Here is a 19,919-nt window from a genome sequence, read left to right as displayed (position 1 = left end):
GCGACGCGGACGATCTGGCAGCCGGACGCGGTCAGCTCGGCGATCTGCTGGAGGGTGGCGCCGATGTCGGACGTACGCGTCGTGGTCATCGACTGGACCGAGACCGGCGCGTCCCCGCCGACCGCCACGCTTCCGACCTGGATCTGCCGGCTCTTGCGGCGCTCGGCGAGCTTGGTCGGAACGGACGGCATGCCGAGAGAAATCGCAGTCATCTGCTGTGCAACCCCAAGTCGTGGATCAAGGTCCGGTCCCGTGAACGGCGGGCTCCAGGCTTCGAGATTACGGCACCGGGCCGGGCGTCAGCACATCCCTCCCGTAAAGACACACGATGGGGTGCGGCCCGGAACCGGGGGGTTCCGGGCCGCGGTGAACGCCGGGCTGCTAGGAGATTTTCACCGGGTTGACCACGTCGGCGATCAGCACCAGGACGGTGAAGCAGACGAAGATCCCGGCCACCACGTACGCCACCGGCATGAGCTTGGCGACGTCGAACGGGCCGGGGTCGGGCCGGCGCAGCACCCGGGCCACGTTCCGCCGGAGCGACTCCCACAGGGCGCCCGCGATGTGCCCGCCGTCGAGCGGGAGCAGCGGGAGCATGTTGAACAGGAACAGGGAGAGGTTGAACCCGGCGACCACGAACACGGCCATGGCCAGCTGCTGCGAGGCCGGGATGTCCAGGGTGGCGATCTCGCCGGTGACCCGGGCCGCGCCGACGATGCCCATCGGGGAGTCCGGCTCGCGCGGGCCGTCGCCGAAGGCTGCGTCCCACAGGGCGGGGATCTTGCCGGGCAGGTCCACGAGGGAGTCGACGGCGTCGCCGACCCGGTCGGTCATCCAGGTCACGGACTGGCCGAAGTCCTGTTTGACGACACCGCGGGCCGGGCTGAAGCCGAGGAAGCCGGCCTTGACGTACTCGCCCTGGACGTAGGAGCCGCTGGAGTCCTTCTTGGCGACCTGGTTGGTGGCGATCCTCGCGTGCAGGGTGACCTGCCGGCCGTGGCGGTCGACCACGATCGGCACGTCCTTGCCGGCGTGTCCGCGGATCAGGTCCGAGAGGGCGTTCCAGTTCTCGGTCGGCACGCCGGCGAAGGAGACGATCCTGTCGCCCGCCTTCATCCCGGCGTCCGCGGCCGGGGAGGCCGGGTCGGACTTCTTGCAGGTGTCGCGGTGCTGGCTCTGCGCGATCACGCAGGGCGAGACGGACTCGACGGTGGTGGTCTCCTGCTGGATGCCGAAGCCCATCAGCACGGTGAGGAAGAGGCCGACCGCGAGCACCAGGTTCATGAAGGGGCCCGCGAACATGACGATGACCCGCTTCCACGGCTTGCGCGTGTAGAACATGCGGGTCTCGTCACCCGGCTGGAGTTCCTCGAAGGCCGCCGAGCGGGCGTCCTCGATCATGCCGCGCCACGGGGAGGTGGAGCGGGCGGTGACCCGGCCGGAGTCGTCGGGCGGGAACATGCCGATCATGCGGATGTAGCCGCCGAGCGGGATCGCCTTGATGCCGTACTCGGTGTCGCCCTTCTTCCGCGACCAGATGGTCGGGCCGAAGCCGACCATGTACTGCGGGACGCGGATGCCGAAGAGCTTGGCCGTGGACAGGTGCCCCAGCTCGTGCCACCCGATCGAGACGAGCAGGCCCACCGCGAAGACCACTATGCCGAGGATGAACATCAAGGTCGTCATGCACGCGCCTCCGCGGTCGCCGTCGTGGCTGTGAGTTCGCGGGCCCGGGCCCGGGCCCAGGTCTCCGCTTCGAGGACGTCCGACACCGTGAGTGAGGTTCCCGTGACCGGGGTGCCGTGTTCCTCCACCACCCGGGTGACGGTCTCCATGATCCCGTTGAAGGGCAGCGCGCCGCTCAGGAAGGCAGCGACGCACTCCTCGTTGGCGGCATTGAACACCGCCGGGGCCGTGCCCGCGAGCTGCCCCACGTGCCGGGCGAGGTTCACCGAGGGGAAGGCCTCGTTGTCCAGCGGGAAGAACTCCCAGGTGGAGGCCCTGCTCCAGTCGAAGGCGGGTGCCGCGTCGGGGACACGTTCGGGCCAGCCCAGTCCGATGGCGATCGGCCCGCGCATGTCGGGGGGCGTCGCCTGGGCGATCGTGGATCCGTCCGTGAACTCGACCATCGAGTGGACATACGACTGGGGATGCACGACCACCTCAATGCGGTCGAAGGGGATGTCGTAGAGGAGGTGTGCCTCGATGACCTCCAGTCCCTTGTTGACCAGGGTCGCGGAGTTCACCGTGATCACCGGGCCCATGGCCCAGGTGGGGTGGGCGAGGGCGTCCTCGACGGTGACGTGCGCCAGCTCGGCCCTGGTGCGGCCGCGGAAGGGGCCGCCGGAGGCGGTGACGACGAGCTTGCGGACGTCGGCCCGGGTGCCGGCGGCCAGCGACTGGAAGAGGGCGGCGTGCTCGGAGTCCACCGGGATGATCTGGCCGGGCTTGGCGAGCGCGGTGACCAGCGGGCCGCCGACGATCAGCGACTCCTTGTTGGCGAGCGCGAGGGTGCGGCCCGCCTCCAGGGCGGCGAGGGTCGGCGCGAGGCCGATGGAACCGGTGATGCCGTTGAGAACGGTGTGGCAGTCCGAGGCGGCGACCCGCGTGGCCGCGTCGGGTCCGGCGAGGATCTCGGGCAGCGGCTCCCCCGCCCCGTACTCCGCGGCGAGCGCCTCGCGCAGCGCGGGTACGACGTCCTCGCGGGCGACCGCGACGGTCCGCACCCGCAGCCGGCGGGCCTGCTCGGCGAGGAGGGCGACCCGGCCGCCGTTCGCGGACAGGGCGGTCACCCGGAAGCGGTCGGGGTTGCGCAGCACGAGGTCGATGGCCTGGGTGCCGATGGATCCGGTGGAGCCGAGGATCACCACGTCCTTGGGACCGTCGCCGGCGGCGGGGTCGAAGACGAGGTGCGGGTCGGCGAGGGGGGCCGGATGGGCGGGACTGTCGGTCATCCCCCCATTGTGGCCGCACGCGCCGTCGCTCCGGACAGCGCGTCCCCCGGGCGGGCGGGTTCCGCTGAATGTGAACCCGTCGTGAAGATCATGTGATAACACTTCGTTCCACATGATTCGCGGACGACATCCTGGGGGGATTTCTCGATGCGTACGGTGCGCATACGCGCGGCCCTGCCCGCTCTCGCCGGAGCGGCCCTGCTCACCGGCACCCTGCTCAGCACCCCGGCCGAGGCCGCCGGGGGCGTGAGCATCCACCACGTGTGGTTCGACAGCCCCGGCTCGGACAACCGCTCGAACAAGAGCCTGAACGCCGAGTGGGTGCAGCTCAAGAACACCAGCGGCTCTGCCGTCTCGCTCAAGGGCTGGGTGCTGAAGGACGCCTCCAACCACAAGTACGTCTTCCCGAACGTCAAGATCGGCGCCGGGAAGTACCTGAAGATCCACACCGGCAGCGGCTCGGACACCGCGTCGGACAAGTACCAGGACCGCCGTGCCTACGTCTGGAACAACGACAAGGACACGGCGACCCTGACCAGGGCGAGCGGCGGCAAGGTCGACAGCTGCTCCTGGACGACGCGGGACGCTAGCGACAAGTACTGCTAGTGCCCGTCGCCGCCGCCGCAGAAGGTCGCGGACGCCCGGGACGCCCTTGAGACCGCCTTCGAGCAGTACCAGCTGGCGGAGCGTGACCGGCGCGAGCGTGAATGGCAGGCCCGCCTGTACCAGATGGTCCTGCCCGTCCTCATGGGGCTTCTGTCCGCGGCGATCGCGGTGTGGGCTGGCACGGTGAGCGTCGCGCACAGGGCCCGCAGGCGGCATCGTCGGCGGCCGCCGCGAGCGCAGTGGTCGATCGTGTTGGGCCTCGACCCGTAGCGCCGGCAGTGTCCGTGGTCCTTCAACCCCCTCCCGCCTTCGGGCGAGAGGGGGCCCTTTCGTCATGCCCGGTACCCTGCCCGCATGATTCGCGCTGTGATCTTCGACGTCGGCGAATGCCTTGTAGACGAGACCACCGAGTACGGCACCTGGGCCGACTGGCTCCAGGTCCCGCGCCACACCTTCGCCGCAGTGTTCGGCGCCGTCATCGCCCAGGGACGCGACTACCGCGAGGTGTTCCAGGAGTTCCAGCCCGGCTTCGACCTGTACGCCGAACGCGAGGCCCGCGCGGCCGCAGGGAAGCCAGAGCACTTCGGCGAAGCCGACCTGTATCCAGACGTCCGGGACTCGCTCGCCGCGCTCCGCGCGGACGGTCTGTGGCTGGGCATCGCAGGCAACCAGACCGTGCGCGCGGGCGGCATCCTGCGGAAGCTGTTCAGCCCGGACGTCGACCTGATCGGCACCAGCGACGACTGGGGTGCTTCCAAGCCTGACCGCGCCTTCTTCGACCGCGTCGCCGAGGTCGTCCCCGCCGAGCCGCACGAGATGCTGTACGTCGGCGACCGCGTCGACAACGACATCCGCCCCGCTGTCGCCGCGGGCATGCATACCGCGCTCGTACATCGCGGCCCGTGGGCGACGATCCAGTGGAACACCGAGGAAGCGAAGAAGCTCCCTACGTTCCGCGTGGGAAGCCTCCTCGAACTGTCGCCGCTCATCCAGCGGTTCAACGAGCAAGCGCACTGACCGTCGTGGACCACCGGTACAGGCGGTCATCCAGGTCGCGGACACAACGCTCGTGCTGGTGCGGCGTCAACGCGCGCCGTACCTCCCGCACCCGGTCCATGCCCATCGCGTACCAGGTCCGCTCCAGCTGATCGAGCGCACGCACCGCGTACCCGCACGCCGCTTCCGTCTCGCCGGAGGCGGCCTCGACCGCGGCGAGGTCACCGAGCACCACCGTCTGCTGCTTCTCGTTGGCGGGGCCGAGCGCATCGAGGACAGCGAGGAGCGTCTCGCGCGCCTGCGGAAGGTGCCCGGCCTTGAGCTGGGTGTTTCCCTTGAATGCTGCCAGGCGCACCGGGGAGAACCAGTCCAGCCACTCCGGGGTGTCGTGCTCACCACCGCGCGCGAGGACGTCCTCGGCGTGCCCAATCAGATGCAGCGCTGTGCGAGTACTGCCGCAGCGCGTCTCACACTCCGCCTCCACCGCGTCGAGCCACGCCAGCAGTTCCGCCGAGGCAGGGCCGCGCCGGGCGTATGTCCGGGCGGCCACCATCCGCTCAACAGCCTCTTCACGGCGGCCGTCCCAGCCTGGGATGAACGCGGTATGCGCCAAGACCGCGGCACCGAGCAGAGGATCGTCGGCCTCGCCGGCGGCCTGGAGCGCCCGCAGCAGAGTGTGTGCGGCCCGGTCCGGCTCGCGCAGGTCGAAGAACTCGATCCGCCCCGCCAGCAGCCACGTCTCGGCAAGTGCTGCGGCGATTCGCTGCCGCGTCTGGCCGGCGGCTTCCGGCAGCAGCGCGCAGCCGAGGGTGGCGTGCGCGATCGCGGCCGGGTGCAGGCTTGCCGGGGCGACGGACCAGTACAGGCGGCGGTGCGAGCGGGTGACCGCTTCGAAGTCCTCCGCAGCTGTCGCGGGTTGGACGGCGACGGCCTGCGTGGGAACGGCCGCGAGGCCTACGGCGGCCGCTGTCACGGCGGGCACCGTGCGGCGCGGGTCCCCCGCGGCCCGCCCGGGAGGGGTAAACCCGAGCGCTTCAAGGTCCTGGCCCAGGAGCCGCGTGAGAGTCTGGGCCATCTCCGGCTGAGGAACCGGCGGCCGGTCGGATTCCCACCGTCGGACCTGTCGGACACCGACCGCCAGGGCGTCCGCGAGAGCCTGCTGTGAGTGGTAGCCGGCCGCGACCCGGGCGGCCTTGAGTCGGGTATTACCTGCGGGGCGTGCCATTGCTGCACCTCCGTAGTCGAGCGCTGCGGCAAGTGTCGCGGCAAGTCCTTATGTTGGCCAGTAATTGCCCAGGGAGCCCAAGGAAAGTCCTCTTCGTGCGCGCAAGAGGCCTATTGAAGTCCTCGGCTCAATGCGATTGCAGGACCAGTCTGGTGTGTGCCCGATCACACCTGCTGCGGAGGAGTCACCATGCCCACCGCTCCACCCGTGGACGCCCCCGAGTGGGACGCCGTCCGCGTCCCCAGACAGCTCGGCCTCTCCGCGATGGAGATCCTCGGTGCCCGCGCCGGCGCCGTGGTTGAGGACCCCGCCCACAGCGCGCTGTACTTCTTCATCCCGGTCGGCACCGCTGGCTTGTGGGACGTCGGCAACGCGGAAGCACTCGCGGCTGGCGCGTCCGTTCCGATCCCGCCGGTCCGCCGTACGGAGGGCCCGGGACCGCATTGGCGGATCTGCCCGGGTGACGATGGCTGGCTCACCGACCCGGCAGCGCTTCGGGCCGCGCTCGCGGACGCGTTCCGGCCGCGCCTCCATGAGGAGCAGGCCGGGTGACGACCTTGCCACAGCCCCTCGCGGCCCTGCCGCTCCCCGAGTTCCACACCCTGTCGCAGGAGCAGGTGCGAGGCGTCACCTGCGTGTGGGATGGGGTGGTTCTCAGGTCGGAAACGGCTGTTGACCTCGGCGAACGGAGCCTGCGCCGCGTCGGCGGCCAGACCGGCTGGTTCCCTCGCGCGTGCCGCCGGTGTGCCCTGGAACAGGCGATGAACGCGCTCGTGACGCACAGCCAGGCCTGTGAGAAGTGCGTGGACGACAACAACCTGTGCCCAACGGGACGCGGGTTGGTGCGCGCGGTGCGGCAGGCCCGGCGGTGATCTGCGCTCACTGTGACAAGCCGATCCGCCGTGATGAGCCGTGCAGGACGGTCGGACATCACGCCGCCTCCGGCCCCGGATCGACGCTGTCCGTCCACGAGCAGTACTGCAAGCCGACCCGCGGCAGACCTATCCCGCACGCCGAACCGGCGTGTGCCCCAGACTCCGGCGCGCTGAGGTGAGCGCCGGATGGCCGCCCGGCGGAGGTAGGCGGGTGGCCACAGGGCCGTCACCGACGCCCCCGTCCCGGCGGCGGACCCCTACATGCCCCCGCCGCGACCGAACGGCGGGCCACCCGCACCCCCAACGAGAGGAACTGCCTTGTACGTGCACTCCGATCGACTCCCCACCGGAACGCCGGTGCCCACCGGCGCCACCACCCACACCCCGTGGGGCTTGAGGCGCATGGCCCCGTACCCGGCGATGAGCCCGGGCTACACCCGCGCCGTGCTCGACCCGGCCACCCAGACCACCAGGTTCTTCGACACCCACGGCCGGGTGATGGAGATGCCCGGCCACGGCACCAGCACCGGCACCCAGCCGTCGACGGGCACCAGCCCCGACGGCAACGGCTCCACGCAGGACAGCGACACCGGGAGCGACGGCGACCAGTGAATGACCCTCGTCCGGTGCTGGTCGTCACCTGTCTGAACGACCCCACCGCCGACGTGGTGATCACCGAGCTGCACGACCGGGGCGTCCCGGTCGTGCGGTTCGACAGCGCCGACTTCCCGCACGCCCTGTCGGTCGCGGCCACCATCACCACCGACGGCCTGGACGGCACCCTGTCCACGCCCACCCGGACCGCCGAACTCTCACAGGCCCGCTCCCTGTACTACCGGCGGCCCTCCGGCTTCGCCTACCCGCACCTAAACGAGCAGGACGCCCGATTCGCCATCACCCAGGCCCGCTACGGGCTCGGCGGCGTCCTGGCCTCCCTGCCCGGCTGCCTGTACGTCAACCATCCGCACCGCATCGGCGACGCCGAGTTCAAGCCGGCCGGGCTCACCGCGGCGGCCGCCGTGGGATTCCAGGTACCGCCGACTCTCGTCACCACGGAGCCGGACGCCGCCCGGGCGTTCATCAAGCGGTACGGCCCCACCATCTACAAGCCCCTCGCGACACCTGCCTACTTCGTGGACGGCGTCTCCAACACCGTCAAGGTCGGCGAAGTGGCGGTTGCTGACATCGACGCTTCGGTGGCCGGCACAGCGCACCTGTTGCAGCAGATGGTCGACAAGGCCGCGGACGTACGCGTAACCGTCATCGGCGGCGAGGTGTTCGCCGTCCGGATCGACTCCGGCCTGCTGGACTGGCGCACCGACTACAGCCGGCTCCGCTACACGCCTGTCACACCACCCACGGGCGTCACCGACGCCCTCTACGCGTACCTGGCCCGGTTCCATCTCGTCTTCGGCGCATTCGACTTCGCCATCGACCGCGAGGGTCGATGGTGGTTCCTGGAGTGCAACCCCAGCGGCCAGTGGTACTGGCTCGAACCGGAGACCGGCCTGCCCATGCTCGCGGCCATGGCCGACCTCCTGGAGAGGAAACACCGATGAGCGACCTGGACACCGCCCTGCGCCGCACACTCGCCGACCAGCTGGCCGACGGCGGCCACCTCGCCAACCCACATTGGCGCACGGCCGTCGAGGAGGTCCCCCGACACGAGTTCCTCCGTGCCGGCTTCTTCGAGCGGGTGATCGGGCCGGGCCCCACCGCGTGGCGGCCGGTACTGGCAGAGTCGCCCGGCTGGCTGGTGCGCTGCTACGACGACGAGTCCTTCGTGACCCAGGTAGCCGGCACCATCGCACCTGCGGACATCCGCGGCGACATCCTCCGCGAGCCAACGTCATCGAGCACGCTGCCCAGTCTGGTAGTGCGTATGCTGGAAGGCCTCCAGGTCGAGGACGGCCACCGTGTGCTGGAGATCGGCACCGGCACCGGATACTCCACCGGTCTGCTGTGCCACCGCCTCGGCGACACGCTCGTCACCTCGGTGGAGGTCGACTCCCAGGTGTCCGCCCGGGCAAGGACGAGCCTCGGCGCCTGCGGCTACTTCCCGGACCTCGTCGTCGGCGACGGCCTCGCCGGCCACAAGGACGGCGCCCCGTACGACCGGGTCATCGCCACCTGCAGCGTGCTCGACGTCCCTTACACCTGGGTCGAGCAGGCCCGGCCGGGCGGGATCATCCTGACCACGGTGACCGGCTGGATGCACGCCTCCGGCCTGGCACGCCTCACCGTCGGCGACGACGGCACCGCACGCGGCCGATTCCTGGACGGGGGCGTTTCGTTCATGCTCGCCCGCCCCCAGGCGCCCCCGCCCTTGGGCGTGCTGCCGGACTTCGGCTCCGGGGAAGAACGTCGGGCCCGGATCGACCCGACCATCCTGCTCGACCCGGCAGCCCGGTTCGTCGCGCAGCTCGCGGCACCGCGCGCACAGCACCTCACGCTCCCCGGCCCGAACGGCACGGAACACGTCCTGCTGGACGTGGACGCCGGAGCGTGGGCTGCCTTCCGGCAGGAAGGAGAGCAGCGCTGGACGGTCCGCCAGGGCGGTCCAGCGCGCCTGTGGGAGGACGTCGAGGAGCGCCTGCTGCGCTGGCAGGCAGACGATGCCCCGTCACTGGAACAGTTCGAGATCGAGGTCTCGTCCGAGGGCCAGCGGGTGGACTGGGCTGGCCTCTGACGCACACGCCGTCACCGATTCGCTTCCTGCCGTCGGGCCGTTCCTGGTCCGGCGGCAGGCTGAACTGGTCATCGGACCAGGTGGGCGAGCGGCGTACCCAGGGCTTCCGCGATGAGCAGCAGGTGGTCCAGCCGCGTACTGTGCGCGCCGAAGACCTCGCCCAGCTGCCGGCGGCCGGCCTCATCCTCATCGTCGGGTGCCTCCACACCCGACTGGATGACATCCTGCTACTCATGGACGAGGTCACGCCCAGCTGATATCACCCGTCGCCGTACGGCCTCCGCACGTTCGGGTGACGGCTCTCACCCGGACTGGCGTCGGCGATCCACGGTCCCTCGCCGGAGGGGTCGAGGATGCCCTCCTCCAGCCAGGTGTAGGCCCCGCCGAGGACGCCCCTGACCACCTTGCGGTCCAGTTCGTCGGTGTTGGTCCACAGCCGGTCGAAGAGTTCCTCCGCCCGGATGCGGGCCTGCCGGCAGAAGGCGTCGGCGAGCTGGTAGGCCTCGCGGCCGTGCTCGCCCTCCCGCCACAGCCGTTCGGCGCGGACACAGGCCGCGCTCATGGCGAACAGTTCGGCGCCGATGTCCACGATCCGGCCGAGAAACCCCTGCTTGGTCTCCATCCGGCCCTGCCAGCGGGACATGGCGTAGAAGGTGGAGCGGGCGAGTTTGCGGGCCGTGCGCTCGACGTAGCGGAGGTGCCCGGAGAGGTCGATGCCGTGCTTGAACTCGCCGTAGGCCAGGGGCAGCTGGCCCGGTCCCGCGACCAGCCTCGGCAGCCACTTGGCGTAGAAGACGCCCGCGTTCGCGCCCGCCCTCGCCTTGGCGGACAGCGGCTTGTCGGGGTCGATGAGGTCGCCGGCGACCGAGAGGTGGGCGTCGACGGCCTCGCGGGCGATCAGCAGGTGCATGATCTCGGTCGAGCCCTCGAAGATGCGGTTGATGCGCAGGTCGCGCAGGATCTGCTCGGCCGGTACGGGGCGCTCGCCGCGCGCCCGCAGCGACTCGGCCGTCTCGTAGCCGCGTCCGCCGCGGATCTGGACCAGTTCGTCGGCCATCTTCCAGGCCATCTCGGAGCCGTACAGCTTGGCGAGGGCGGCCTCGATGCGGATGTCGTTGCGGTCCTCGTCGGCCATCTGGGAGGACAGGTCGAGGACGGCCTCCAGGGCGAAGGTCGTGGCCGCGATGAACGCGATCTTCGAGCCGACGGCCTCGTGCAGCGCGACCGGCTTGCCCCACTGCTCGCGCTCGGCCGCCCACTCCCGCGCGATCTTCAGACACCACTTGCCGGCGCCGGCGCACATCGCGGGCAGCGACAGCCGCCCGGTGTTCAGCGTGGTCAGCGCGATCTTCAGGCCCGCACCCTCGGGGCCGATCCGGTTCGCGGCCGGGACCCGGACCCGGTGGAAGCGGGTCACGCCGTTCTCGATGCCGCGCAGCCCCATGAAGGCGTTGCGGTTCTCGACGGTGACGCCCTCGGCGGTGGCCTCCACCACGAACGCGGTGATGCCGCCCTTGTGGCCCTCGGACTTCGGCACCCGAGCCATGACCACGAGCAGGTCGGCGACCACCCCGTTGGTGGTCCACAGCTTCACGCCGTCGAGGACGTAGTCGTCGCCGTCGGGGACGGCCGTGGTGGCGAGGCGGGCGGGGTCCGAGCCCACGTCCGGCTCGGTGAGCAGGAACGCGGAGATGTCGGTGCGGGCGCAGCGGGGCAGGAAGGCGTCCTTCTGCTCCTGGGTGCCGAACATCTTCAGCGGCTGGGGTACGCCGATCGACTGGTGGGCGGAGAGCAGCGCGCCGACGGCGGGGCTGACGGAGCCGACGAGGGCGAGGGCCTTGTTGTAGTAGAGCTGGGTGAGGCCGAGACCGCCGTACTTGGGGTCGATCTTCATGCCGAGCGCGCCGAGTTCCTTCAGGCCCGCCACGACCTCGTCGGGGATGCGGGCCTCGCGTTCGATGCGGGCGGGGTCGATCGCCGTCTCGCAGAACGCGCGCAGCTTCGCCAGGAACTCCTCGCCGCGCCGGACGGACTCGTCGTCGGGCAGCGGGTGCGGGTGGATGAGGTCGAGCCGGAAGCGCCCGAGGAACAGTTCCTTGGCGAAGCTGGGCTTGCGCCAGTCCTGTTCCCGGGCGGCCTCCGCCACCTGGCGGGACTCGCGCTCGGTGACGGTGGTGCGTGGGGTGGTGGTGGCGGACATGGGAGCCTCACCTCGCCGCGAAGGGGGACGACTGGGACCGTTCGTTACCGACCAGTGCTACTGGATCGTTGGTACCCGAAACGGGGCGGTCTCACCACCCCTCGCGCAGGCGCCCGGCCCACGGCCGCCGAGCGGGGCGCGCCGCCGAGGCGTCCGGGACCCTTGGGGGCCGCGGTGCCCGTCGCGGTCCCGGAGGCGGGTGTGCGTCACCGGGCGGCTTGGGCCGGACGGGTGTCGGGGATCCTTGACAGGGGGCGGTTGGGACATTGGGGGAACGGGGAGGGTGTCGAAGCGCTTCGACTGACTCTGGACAGCCGCACGTGCTGAGGCTACTGTCGGTCCCACCCTCACTCCCCCCGTGTCGGCACCGCGCAGTGTCGAAGCGCTTCACAGAGCTTGGAGAGCTGGATGGTCACCCTCGCCGAGGTCGCCCAGCACGCCGGAGTCTCGGCGAGCACGGTGAGCTATGTCCTCAGCGGCAAGCGGTCCATCTCCGCGACCACCCGGCAGCGGGTCCGGCAGAGCATCCGGGAACTGGGCTACCACCCGAACGCGGGTGCCCGCGCCCTGGCCGGCAAGCGGTCCAACATCATCGCGCTGATGGTCCCGCTGCGCACCGACATGTACGTGCCGGTGATGATGGAGATCGCCATCGCGGTGGCCACCACCGCCCGGACGCACGGGTACGACGTCCTGCTGCTCACCGGCGAGGAAGGCCCGGACGCGGTGCACCGGGTCACCGGCAGCGGGCTGGCCGACGCGATGATCCTGATGGACGTCGAGCTGGAGGACGGGCGGCTGCCGCTGCTGCGGGAGACGGACCAGCCCTCCGTCCTCATCGGTCTGCCCGCCGACACCACCGGCCTGACCTGCGTGGACCTGGACTGGAGCGCGACCGGCGCGTTGTGTGTGGAGCATCTCGCGGGACTCGGCCACCGGGACGTCGCGGTCATCGGCGAGGCCCCGGCGGTCTACGAGCGGCACACCGGCTTCGCCGAACGCACCCTCGACGGCCTGCGCGCCCGGGCCCGCGCGTCGGACCTGCGGGTGCTGCACCGGCCGTGCGAGGGCGGGTACGACGCGATGGCCCTCACGCTGGCCCGGATCTTCGACGAGCGGCCGGGGACGACCGGGTTCGTGGTGCAGAACGAGTCGGCGGTGGAGCCGCTGCTCGCGCTGCTGCGCCAGCAGGGCCGGGCGGTGCCGGAGGACGTGTCGGTGGTCGCGATCTGCCCGGACCAGGTGGCGGTGCAGGCCTCGGTGCGGCTGACCTCCGTGGGCATCCCGGCCCAGGAGATGGGCCGGCACGCCGTGGAGCGCCTGGTGGCCAAGCTGGAGGGGCGGGACGGCGACGAGGTCGTGCTGCTCGCGCCCGAGCTGACGGTCCGGGCGAGTTCGGGACCGGCGCCGGCCGCGCCCTGACGTCCCCCTCGGGGGGGCCGGCCCCCTGGGGGAGCCGGCCCGGACCGGATCAGCTGCTGCTGACGGTGAGGTTGTTGGTGGTGAAGTTCAGGCCGCCGGACGAGGAGGTGATCTCGTAGCCGAACTGGACGTCACCGATGGTCTCGTTGCCGAACCAGCCCTTGGTGTCCTTGATCCACTTCAGGATCGGCAGGATGTCGACCGTGCCGGAGCCGGAGTTGGAGGTGCGGACGAAGGAGAAGACGTCGTTCGCTCCGTTGTCGCCCTTGTAGACGGTCCAGGTGTGGCCGCCCAGCGTCACGTTGCCCTGCGAGGTGCCGAGCGGGCCGACGGCTCCGGTCTTGTTGACCCAGAGCATGATCTCGTAGTCGTGGTCGGTGTCCCAGATGTCGTACGACGTGTTGTACGCGCCGGACGACGGGACGGTGACGTTGTAGCTGCTGGTGAGCGAGGCCAGCGAGGTGATCGGCTTGTTGATCACCTTCTTGGCGTCGGGGTAGGACTTGATCCCGCCGGTGTCGGGGTGGTTCGCCCACACGCCCCAGTTGGTGCCGGAGTTGGCCCAGACGCACTGGCTGCCGGCGCCGGAGCCCCAGATGTTGTTGTAGAGGGTGTAGCCGTTCAGCGTGGTGTTGCCCCACTGGTCGCAGGAGTTCCAGACGGCGGCGGAGGCGGGTGCCGAGGCGAGGGCGACGGTGGCGCCGAGGGCGAGGGCGGGGGCCAGCAGGACCGTGGCGATCCTGCTCGGTGTGCGTGTTGCCATGGTGTCCCTTCCATGGGTGGGGGGAGTCGATCCGGTCACCGCGCCCCCAGGGTGAGGACGCGGTCTTCTCCGGCGACGAGGTCGAGCGGCTCGGCGCCGGAGGAGGTCCGCAGTTCGACGCGGCCGGTGCGGTGGGGGCGTACGACGGCCCGGGCGCCGTCCGGGTCCCAGGCGAGGTCGATCTCCGCACCGAACCGGGTACGCACCCCGCGCAGTTCGCCGCGCGGGCAGCCGTCCGGGAGGGCGGGCAGCAGGACGAGCCGGTCCGGGGTGGACTGGACGAGCAGCTCGATCAGCACGCCGGGCAGGGTGTGCGCGGCGTCCGCGTTGTAGACGTCCCGGCGCGGGTAGTGGGCGCTCATCAGGGAGGCGTGGAAGTAGTCGCCGTCGAGCACCCGGCGCAGGGCGGCGGTGGCCCGGTCCCGGTCCCCCAGGCGGGCGGCGACCAGGGCGTGGTGGAGGTGGCCGTGGGCGGAGTCGTTCCCGGTGCCGCGCAGGGCGAGCGCCCGGTGGGCGGCGGCGGCCAGGCGCGGGGTGTCGTGGGGGGTGATCTCCTCCAGGGGCCAGACGCCGTACAGATGGCTGAGGTGGCGGTGGTCGTAGGTGTCGTCCAGCCCGGGCCAGGCCCACTCGGCGAGGGCGCCGTCGGCGTTGGTCCGGTGCGGGGGCAGCCGGTCGGCGAGCGCCCGCCACCTGCCCGCGTGCCCGGGGTGGTAGCGGGCGGCGGTGAGCAGGGTGTGACGGGCGGCGGAGAGGTCCATGGCCGCGTTGACCGCGCCCCAGCTGCCGCCCGCCGGACGGTTCTCGGGCGAGTAGGAGGGGACGACGACCAGGTGGCCGTCGGGGCCCGTGCGGGTGAGGAAGTCCTCGTAGAAGAGGGCCGCCTCGGCGAGGGCGGCGGCGGTGCGCGGGTCCTGCTCGCCGCGGATCTCGTCGTGGTCGACCAGGGGTTTGAGCAGCCAGTCCGCGCCGGCGGTCCACAGGTGCAGCGGGTACGCGCGGCTGAAGTGGTACGTCAGCCCGGACTCGCCGTCGGTGTGCGAGGGCGCGACGGCGCCCCGGGTGCCGAAGATCGCGCGGGCGTTGGCCCGCCAGTCCGGCAGCTGCCGTTCGACCAGCGCGGCCAGCGCCTCGGTGACCTCGGGCAGGGCGGCGGCGGGTGCGGAGGCGGTCTGGAGGTTGAGGTTGGCGTTCGTGGTGAACGCGCCCGACCAGGCCGTGTCCCAGTCGCCGGTCCACAGTCCGGTGAGCCGGGGCGGCAGCAGGCCGCTGCTGGAGAGCAGGTGGTAGCGGCCGGCGGCGAAGAGCCGCTCCAGCAGGGCCGGGCTGTGCGGGCGGGTCAGCAGCTCGGAGCCGGGCAGGGCGCGCTCGGCCGGGTCGGCACCGAGGTCGAGCGAGACCCGGAGGTAGGCGGTGCGGTGCCGGTCCAGATGGCGGGCGAGCAGGCTGTCGTACGGCCCGTCCGTGCCGTCGAGCAGGCCCTGGAGCCGCCGTGCCTCGGCGACCGTGTCCGCCTCGCCGGTGTGCCGGCGCACCCGGGTGAGCAGCAGCACCGAGCGGGCGCCGGTGACGCGGACGCCCGGCGGGACGAGTTCGGTCCGGCCGCCGGAGACGGCGACCAGGGTCACGCCGGTGTAGGCGCGGTCGCTGCCGGGGTAGCGGGCGCGCAGGCTGAGCAGGGCGCCCTCGGGGGTGAGCAGGGTGCCGTGGCCGACGCGCAGGCCGGCCGGGGCGCCGGGGAGCCGGTGGTCCAGGCGGATGTCGAGGTCGCCGCCGGTGACCTCGTGCACGATCACGTCGTCCGCGCGGGAGACGAAGAGCCTGCTGCCGGCCCCGGCGCGGACCGCGGTGACCTCGCCGCTGGTGAAGTCGACGGCTCGGCGGAAGCCTCCGTGGTCGGCGCCGGCCGCTCCCCGCACCCGGATCCGGAAGGCGGGGTGGAAGGGCTGCACCCACTGCAGCGGGCGGCCGTCGGTGAAGCTCTCGGCGGTGGTGAGGTCACCGGCGAGCAGCCGGTCCTGGAGCGCGGGGAGTCCGGCGGCCAGCCGGGGCGGGCGGGCGTGCTCTCCTCCGTTGGGACGCACCAGGCGGTGATGGGTGACGACGACCCGCTCATCGTCCGGGTCGCCGAACACAAGGGCGCCGTGATGGCCGTTCCCGCTCAGGAAGGCGTCCTCCCAGCGGGCGGCCGGAGCGGGTTCCCAGGTGCCGTGGGCCGGCGTCCCGCTCATGACCGCAGCACCGCCACGCCGTAGCGGCCGAGGATGACCGCGTCCGTGACGTCCGTGTCGCCGAGCAGTTCGCGACGGGCCCCCGGAACCTGGACGGTGACCGGTTCCCGCCCGTGGTTGAGCAGGAACAGCAGCTCGCCCCGGCGCACCGCCTCCACGCCGGCCGGCAGCCCGTCCAGCACCGGCCGTACGCCCGCCCCGTCGGCGATGCCGGCCAGCAGGGAGCGCAGCGCCTCCGGCTCGGGCAGCGTGGAGAGGTACCAGGCGCGGCCCCGGTGCAGCACGGCGGGCAGCCCGTCCAGCTCGCCGCCCCGGTACGGCACGGTCTCGGCGGCGCCGGGTTCCGGCTCGATCTCCTCCGACCACAGCGTCCCGCGGAAGCCCTCGCAGGCCACGGTCTCGCCCGCCTCCAGCGGCCACCACTCGTGCAGGGTGCGGATGCCGAACAGCTCGCGCAGCCGGGCGTCCATGCCGCCGGGCCGGATCCGGTCGTCCTCGTCGGCGACCCCGGTGAGGAAGCCGCAGACCAGGGTGCCGCCGCCCCGGACGTACGCGAGGAGGCGGGTGACGGCGGCGTCGGTGAGCAGGTACAGCTGCGGGGCGACGACGAGCCGGTAGCCGGACAGGTCGTGTTCCGGGTGGGCGAAGTCGGTGGTGAGGTGGGCCTCCCACAGGGCCCGGTGCCAGGCGGTGAGGACCTCCGGCAGGTCCACCCGTGTCGACAGCCGGCCCTCGTGGTCACCGGCCCACCAGGAGTGCCAGTCGTGCAGCACGGCCACGTCGGCGGTGACACGGCCGCCCGACACCCGGCCCCCGATCCGGGCGAGTTCCTCCCCGAGCCGCCTGACCTCCTGGAAGGTACGGCCCTGCTCCCCCGCGTGGCCGACCATCCCGGAGTGGAACTTCTCGGTGCCCTGCCGGGACTGGCGCCACTGGAAGTAGCAGACGGCGTCGGCGCCGCGGGCGACGGCCTGGAAGGACCACAGGCGGTTGAGGCCGCGCGGTTTGGGGTGGTTCACGCCCCGCCAGTTGACCGGTCCGGCGGCCTGCTCCATCAGCATCCACGGCCCGCGCGCCTGTGACCGGGTGAGGTCCTGCACGAGGGCGCCGCGCTGCGCGCCCAGCGGATCGCGCGGGTCGGGGTAGAGGTCGACGGAGACGACGTCCTCCTCCTCGGCCCAGCGCCAGCCGTCCTGCCCGGCCCACAGCGGCATGAAGTTGGTGGTGACCGGGAGGTACGGGCTGTACCGGCGGACGATGTCCCGCTCGGCGGTGTAGCACTCCAGGAGCATGTCGGAGGTGAACCGCCGGAAGTCCAGCACCTGGCCGGGGTTCTTCAGGTAGTGGGCGCGGCGGGGCGGCAGGATGCCGTCCCAGGTGTCGTACCCCTGGCTCCAGAAGGCGGTGCCCCAGGCCGAGTTGAGGGCGTCGAGGGTGCCGTACCGCTCGCGCAGCCAGCGGCGGAAGGCGGCGGCGGCCTCGTCGCCGTAGTCGAAGGTGCAGTACTCGTTGTTGATGTGCCACATGGTGAGGGCCGGGTGGTCGCCGTAGCGGGCGGCCAGGTCCTCGGTGATGGCGGCGGCGTACCGGCGGTAGGTGGCGCTGGAGTGCGAGAAGTGCTGGCGCCCGCCCCACCACTCGGTCCGCCCGTCGGCGTCCCGGGGCAGGGTGTCGGGGTGCAGCCGTCCCATCCAGGGCGGCGGGGAGGAGGTGGGCGTGGCGAGGACGACGCCGATGCGGTGGGCGTGCAGGAGGTCCATCAACCGGTCCAGCCAGCCGAACTCCCGTGCCCCCGGCTTGGGTTCCAGCCGCGCCCAGGAGAAGACGCCGAGCGTGACCGAGTTGACGCGGGCGTCCTTCATCAGCCGCACGTCGTCCTGCCAGGTCTCCTCCGGCCACTGCTCGGGGTTGTAGTCGCCGCCGAAGAGGATGCGGCCCCGGGTGGCATCGGGGAGGGCCGGCTCCGTACCGGTCACCCCTTCACCGCCCCGGTCAGCATGCCCTTCCTGAAGTGCTTCTGCACGAACGGCGACAGCACGGCGACCGGCAGCAGCGCCATCACCATGACCGCCATCTGGATGGACAGCCCCGACAGCTGACCGGTCTTGATGGCCTGGCCCAGACCGACCGGCGCCTCCTGCTTCTGCACGAGCTGGATCATGACGTTCTGCAGCGGCATCATGTCCTGGTCGTTCAGGTACAGCGACGCGTTGAACCAGGCGCTCCAGTACCCGACGGCGTAGAACAGCGTGATCACCGCGAGGACCGCCCGCGACAGCGGCATGACGATCTGCCGGAGGATCCGCAGGTCCCCGGCGCCGTCGATGCGCGCGCTGTCGACGAGTTCCGGGGAGATTCCCATGAAGAAGCCGCGCAGCACCAGGATGTTGAAGACGCTCACCGCGCTCGGCAGGATCAGCGCGAGATAGGTGTCCGTCAGCCCGAGGGACTGCACCAGCAGGTAGGTGGGGATGAGGCCGGCGCTGAAGAACATGGTCGCCAGCAGCGCCATCAGGATCCAGCGGTGGCCGAGGGACCCGGTGCGGGACAGGCCGTAGGCGCACAGGACGGACACCGTCATCGAGAAGAGCGTGCCGACCAGGGTGACGAGGACGCTGACGACCGCGGCCCGGGTAACCTGGCCGCCGCCGAGCAGCTCCCGGTAGGCGATGAACGTGATGCCCCTGGGGACGATCACCAGGCCGCCCGCCTCGTCGATGGTCCTCCGCGAGGAGAGGCTGGTGACGATCACGATCCACAGCGGGAAGAGGATCGCCAGGCAGGCGAACGCCAGGGCGATGCCCTTGCCGGCGAGGCCGGCCTTCGAGGGCTCCTCCTCCCACGCCGGGCGGGGAGGCGCGGCCCACCGGCTCGGTCGGCTCGCCGGTTCGTCGATGACGGCGGTCACTTCTTGTACACCCCCTGCTCGCCCATGAGATGGGCCACCTTGTTCGCGGTGAGGACGAGGCCGATGCCGACCACGCCCTTGATCAGACCGGCGGCGGCCGCGTAGCCGAAGTCCTGGTTGCGCACGCCGTTCCACCAGACGAAGGTGTCGAGGACCTCGCCCGCGTCCGTGCCGACGCCGTCGCGTTGCAGCAGGATCTGTTCGAACCCGACGGTCAGGGCGTCACCGACGCGCAGCACGAGCAGCAGCGCGATCACCGGGCGCAGGGCGGGAAGCGTGACGTGCCACATGCGGCGCCGGCGTCCGGCGCCGTCCATCGCGGCGGCCTCGTACAGGTCCGTGGGCACCGAGGCCAGCGCGGCGAGGAAGACGATGATCCCCCATCCGGCGTCCTTCCACACGCTCTGGGCGGTGATCAGGAACGGGAAGGTGTGCGGGTCGGTCATGATGTCGAGGCCGTCGTACCCGTGCTGCCGCAGCAGTTGCGAGAGCATCCCGGCGCCGCCGAACATCTGCTGGAAGACGGCGATGACCAGGACCCAGGAGAAGAAGTGCGGCAGGTAGAGCACGGCCTGCGCGACCGCCCGCACCCGGGGCCGGACCACGCTGTTGATGAGCAGCGCGAGCAGGACGGGGATCGGGAAGAACAGCACGAGCTGGACGAGGAACAGCACCAGCGTGTTCTCGACGGCGTTCCGGAACGCCGAGTCCTCGAAGATCCGCTGGAAGTTCTCCAGGCCCACGAAGGGGCTGTTCAGCATGGAGACGATGCCGTTGTCGCTGATGTAGGGGTCGTAGTCCTGGAAGGCGACGACGTTGCCGAGGATCGGCAGGTAGTTGAAGACCAGGACGAGTACGACGGCCGGTACCGTCATGAGGATCAGGGTGCGGTCGCGTCGGAACCTGTGCCGCAGGCTCGGCTTCCCCGGCCGTCGCTCCGTCCGGGCGCCCGTGGCGCCGGCGGACGCCACCGGGGTCTTCACCGGTGTGCCGGCCTCGGCGCTGCTCCGAGGCACCGTGCTGTAGGACACGGCTGTTCTCCTTGCCTCG

General features: G+C 71.4%; 19 protein-coding genes. 8 read left to right on the top strand and 11 right to left on the bottom strand.

Features of this window, described 5'->3' with window-relative positions; genetic code table 11:
* The 3 genes from ACZ7N4_RS20515 to dxr all read right to left on the bottom strand — a co-directional run.
* Positions 1–212 (bottom strand): flavodoxin-dependent (E)-4-hydroxy-3-methylbut-2-enyl-diphosphate synthase (locus ACZ7N4_RS20515; protein ID WP_165941651.1); only part of this gene is annotated, 212 nt, incomplete at its 3' end.
* Positions 213–381: 169 nt separating this feature from the next.
* Positions 382–1,686, bottom strand: a complete 1,305-nt coding sequence (locus ACZ7N4_RS20510; RefSeq protein ID WP_471359733.1) for a M50 family metallopeptidase — start codon at positions 1,684–1,686, stop codon at positions 382–384.
* A complete protein-coding gene (gene dxr / locus ACZ7N4_RS20505) occupies positions 1,683–2,954 on the bottom strand; it encodes a 1-deoxy-D-xylulose-5-phosphate reductoisomerase (protein ID WP_471359732.1) in 1,272 nt (423 codons plus the stop codon). Before dxr ends, ACZ7N4_RS20510 begins: the two co-directional genes overlap by 4 nt.
* 147 nt (positions 2,955–3,101) lie before the next feature.
* On the opposite strand from dxr, the gene ACZ7N4_RS20500 reads away from it, so the two are divergent.
* Both ACZ7N4_RS20500 and ACZ7N4_RS20495 read left to right on the top strand, forming a co-directional pair.
* The gene (locus ACZ7N4_RS20500; RefSeq protein ID WP_471359731.1) at positions 3,102–3,560 is read left to right on the top strand and encodes a lamin tail domain-containing protein; all 459 of its coding nucleotides are present in this window, start codon (positions 3,102–3,104) and stop codon (positions 3,558–3,560) included.
* A gap of 354 nt (positions 3,561–3,914) precedes the next feature.
* On the top strand, positions 3,915–4,577 hold the full coding sequence (locus ACZ7N4_RS20495) for an HAD family hydrolase (RefSeq protein ID WP_471359730.1): 663 nt from the start codon (positions 3,915–3,917) through the stop codon (positions 4,575–4,577).
* On the opposite strand, the gene ACZ7N4_RS20490 is transcribed toward ACZ7N4_RS20495, so the two are convergent.
* Complete coding sequence (locus ACZ7N4_RS20490) at positions 4,558–5,781, bottom strand: transcriptional regulator (RefSeq protein WP_471359729.1); 1,224 nt, start codon at positions 5,779–5,781, stop codon at positions 4,558–4,560. The genes ACZ7N4_RS20495 and ACZ7N4_RS20490 overlap by 20 nt on opposite strands.
* 189 nt (positions 5,782–5,970) lie before the next feature.
* Here ACZ7N4_RS20490 and ACZ7N4_RS20485 point away from each other — a divergent pair, with 189 nt between their 5' ends.
* The 5 genes from ACZ7N4_RS20485 (at position 5,971) to tgmC (ending at position 9,345) form a co-directional block, all read left to right on the top strand.
* Positions 5,971–6,333 carry a hypothetical protein gene (locus ACZ7N4_RS20485; protein WP_471359728.1) on the top strand — a complete coding sequence of 121 codons (363 nt, stop codon included), beginning with the start codon at positions 5,971–5,973 and terminating at the stop codon, positions 6,331–6,333.
* On the top strand, positions 6,330–6,653 hold the full coding sequence (locus ACZ7N4_RS20480) for a hypothetical protein (protein ID WP_471359727.1): 324 nt from the start codon (positions 6,330–6,332) through the stop codon (positions 6,651–6,653). The genes ACZ7N4_RS20485 and ACZ7N4_RS20480 overlap by 4 nt, the downstream gene beginning before the upstream one ends.
* Positions 6,654–6,974: 321 nt before the next feature.
* Positions 6,975–7,268 carry a putative ATP-grasp-modified RiPP gene (tgmA, locus tag ACZ7N4_RS20475; RefSeq protein WP_471359726.1) on the top strand — a complete coding sequence of 98 codons (294 nt, stop codon included), beginning with the start codon at positions 6,975–6,977 and terminating at the stop codon, positions 7,266–7,268.
* Positions 7,265–8,215 (top strand): ATP-grasp ribosomal peptide maturase, encoded by a 951-nt coding sequence (gene tgmB / locus ACZ7N4_RS20470; RefSeq protein ID WP_471359725.1) that lies wholly within the window; start codon positions 7,265–7,267, stop codon positions 8,213–8,215. The genes tgmA and tgmB overlap by 4 nt, the downstream gene beginning before the upstream one ends.
* Positions 8,212–9,345 (top strand): ATP-grasp peptide maturase system methyltransferase, encoded by a 1,134-nt coding sequence (gene tgmC, locus ACZ7N4_RS20465; protein ID WP_471359724.1) that lies wholly within the window; start codon positions 8,212–8,214, stop codon positions 9,343–9,345. The genes tgmB and tgmC overlap by 4 nt, the downstream gene beginning before the upstream one ends.
* A gap of 68 nt (positions 9,346–9,413) precedes the next feature.
* On the opposite strand, the gene ACZ7N4_RS20460 is transcribed toward tgmC, so the two are convergent.
* A complete protein-coding gene (locus ACZ7N4_RS20460) occupies positions 9,414–9,551 on the bottom strand; it encodes a hypothetical protein (RefSeq protein ID WP_471359723.1) in 138 nt (45 codons plus the stop codon).
* 53 nt (positions 9,552–9,604) lie between these two features.
* The gene (locus ACZ7N4_RS20455) at positions 9,605–11,545 is read right to left on the bottom strand and encodes an acyl-CoA dehydrogenase family protein (RefSeq protein ID WP_471359722.1); all 1,941 of its coding nucleotides are present in this window, start codon (positions 11,543–11,545) and stop codon (positions 9,605–9,607) included.
* Positions 11,546–11,953: 408 nt separating this feature from the next.
* On the opposite strand from ACZ7N4_RS20455, the gene ACZ7N4_RS20450 reads away from it, so the two are divergent.
* Positions 11,954–12,967, top strand: coding sequence for a LacI family DNA-binding transcriptional regulator (locus ACZ7N4_RS20450; protein ID WP_471359721.1), 1,014 nt, complete (start codon positions 11,954–11,956; stop codon positions 12,965–12,967).
* A 49-nt stretch (positions 12,968–13,016) separates the two neighbouring features.
* On the opposite strand, the gene ACZ7N4_RS20445 is transcribed toward ACZ7N4_RS20450, so the two are convergent.
* Genes ACZ7N4_RS20445 through ACZ7N4_RS20425 form a run of 5 tightly spaced genes read right to left on the bottom strand, consistent with a single transcriptional unit; the run spans position 13,017 to position 19,900 of the window.
* On the bottom strand, positions 13,017–13,730 hold the full coding sequence (locus ACZ7N4_RS20445) for a glycoside hydrolase family 12 protein (RefSeq protein ID WP_471359720.1): 714 nt from the start codon (positions 13,728–13,730) through the stop codon (positions 13,017–13,019).
* 35 nt (positions 13,731–13,765) lie between these two features.
* The gene (locus tag ACZ7N4_RS20440; RefSeq protein WP_471359719.1) at positions 13,766–15,961 is read right to left on the bottom strand and encodes a glycosyl hydrolase family 95 catalytic domain-containing protein; all 2,196 of its coding nucleotides are present in this window, start codon (positions 15,959–15,961) and stop codon (positions 13,766–13,768) included.
* Positions 15,958–17,937, bottom strand: coding sequence for a beta-galactosidase (locus ACZ7N4_RS20435; RefSeq protein WP_471359718.1), 1,980 nt, complete (start codon positions 17,935–17,937; stop codon positions 15,958–15,960). Before ACZ7N4_RS20435 ends, ACZ7N4_RS20440 begins: the two co-directional genes overlap by 4 nt.
* Positions 17,934–18,869: a carbohydrate ABC transporter permease gene (locus tag ACZ7N4_RS20430; protein WP_471359717.1), complete on the bottom strand. Its 936-nt coding sequence runs from the start codon at positions 18,867–18,869 to the stop codon at positions 17,934–17,936. Before ACZ7N4_RS20430 ends, ACZ7N4_RS20435 begins: the two co-directional genes overlap by 4 nt.
* Positions 18,866–19,900 (bottom strand): ABC transporter permease, encoded by a 1,035-nt coding sequence (locus ACZ7N4_RS20425; RefSeq protein WP_471359716.1) that lies wholly within the window; start codon positions 19,898–19,900, stop codon positions 18,866–18,868. Before ACZ7N4_RS20425 ends, ACZ7N4_RS20430 begins: the two co-directional genes overlap by 4 nt.
* Positions 19,901–19,919: the final 19 nt, after the last annotated feature.

This window comes from Streptomyces sp. NPDC107654, from assembly GCF_055639035.1.
The sequence above is the reverse complement of the archived record's forward strand: the minus strand, read 5'-3'. Positions and strand labels throughout refer to the sequence as shown.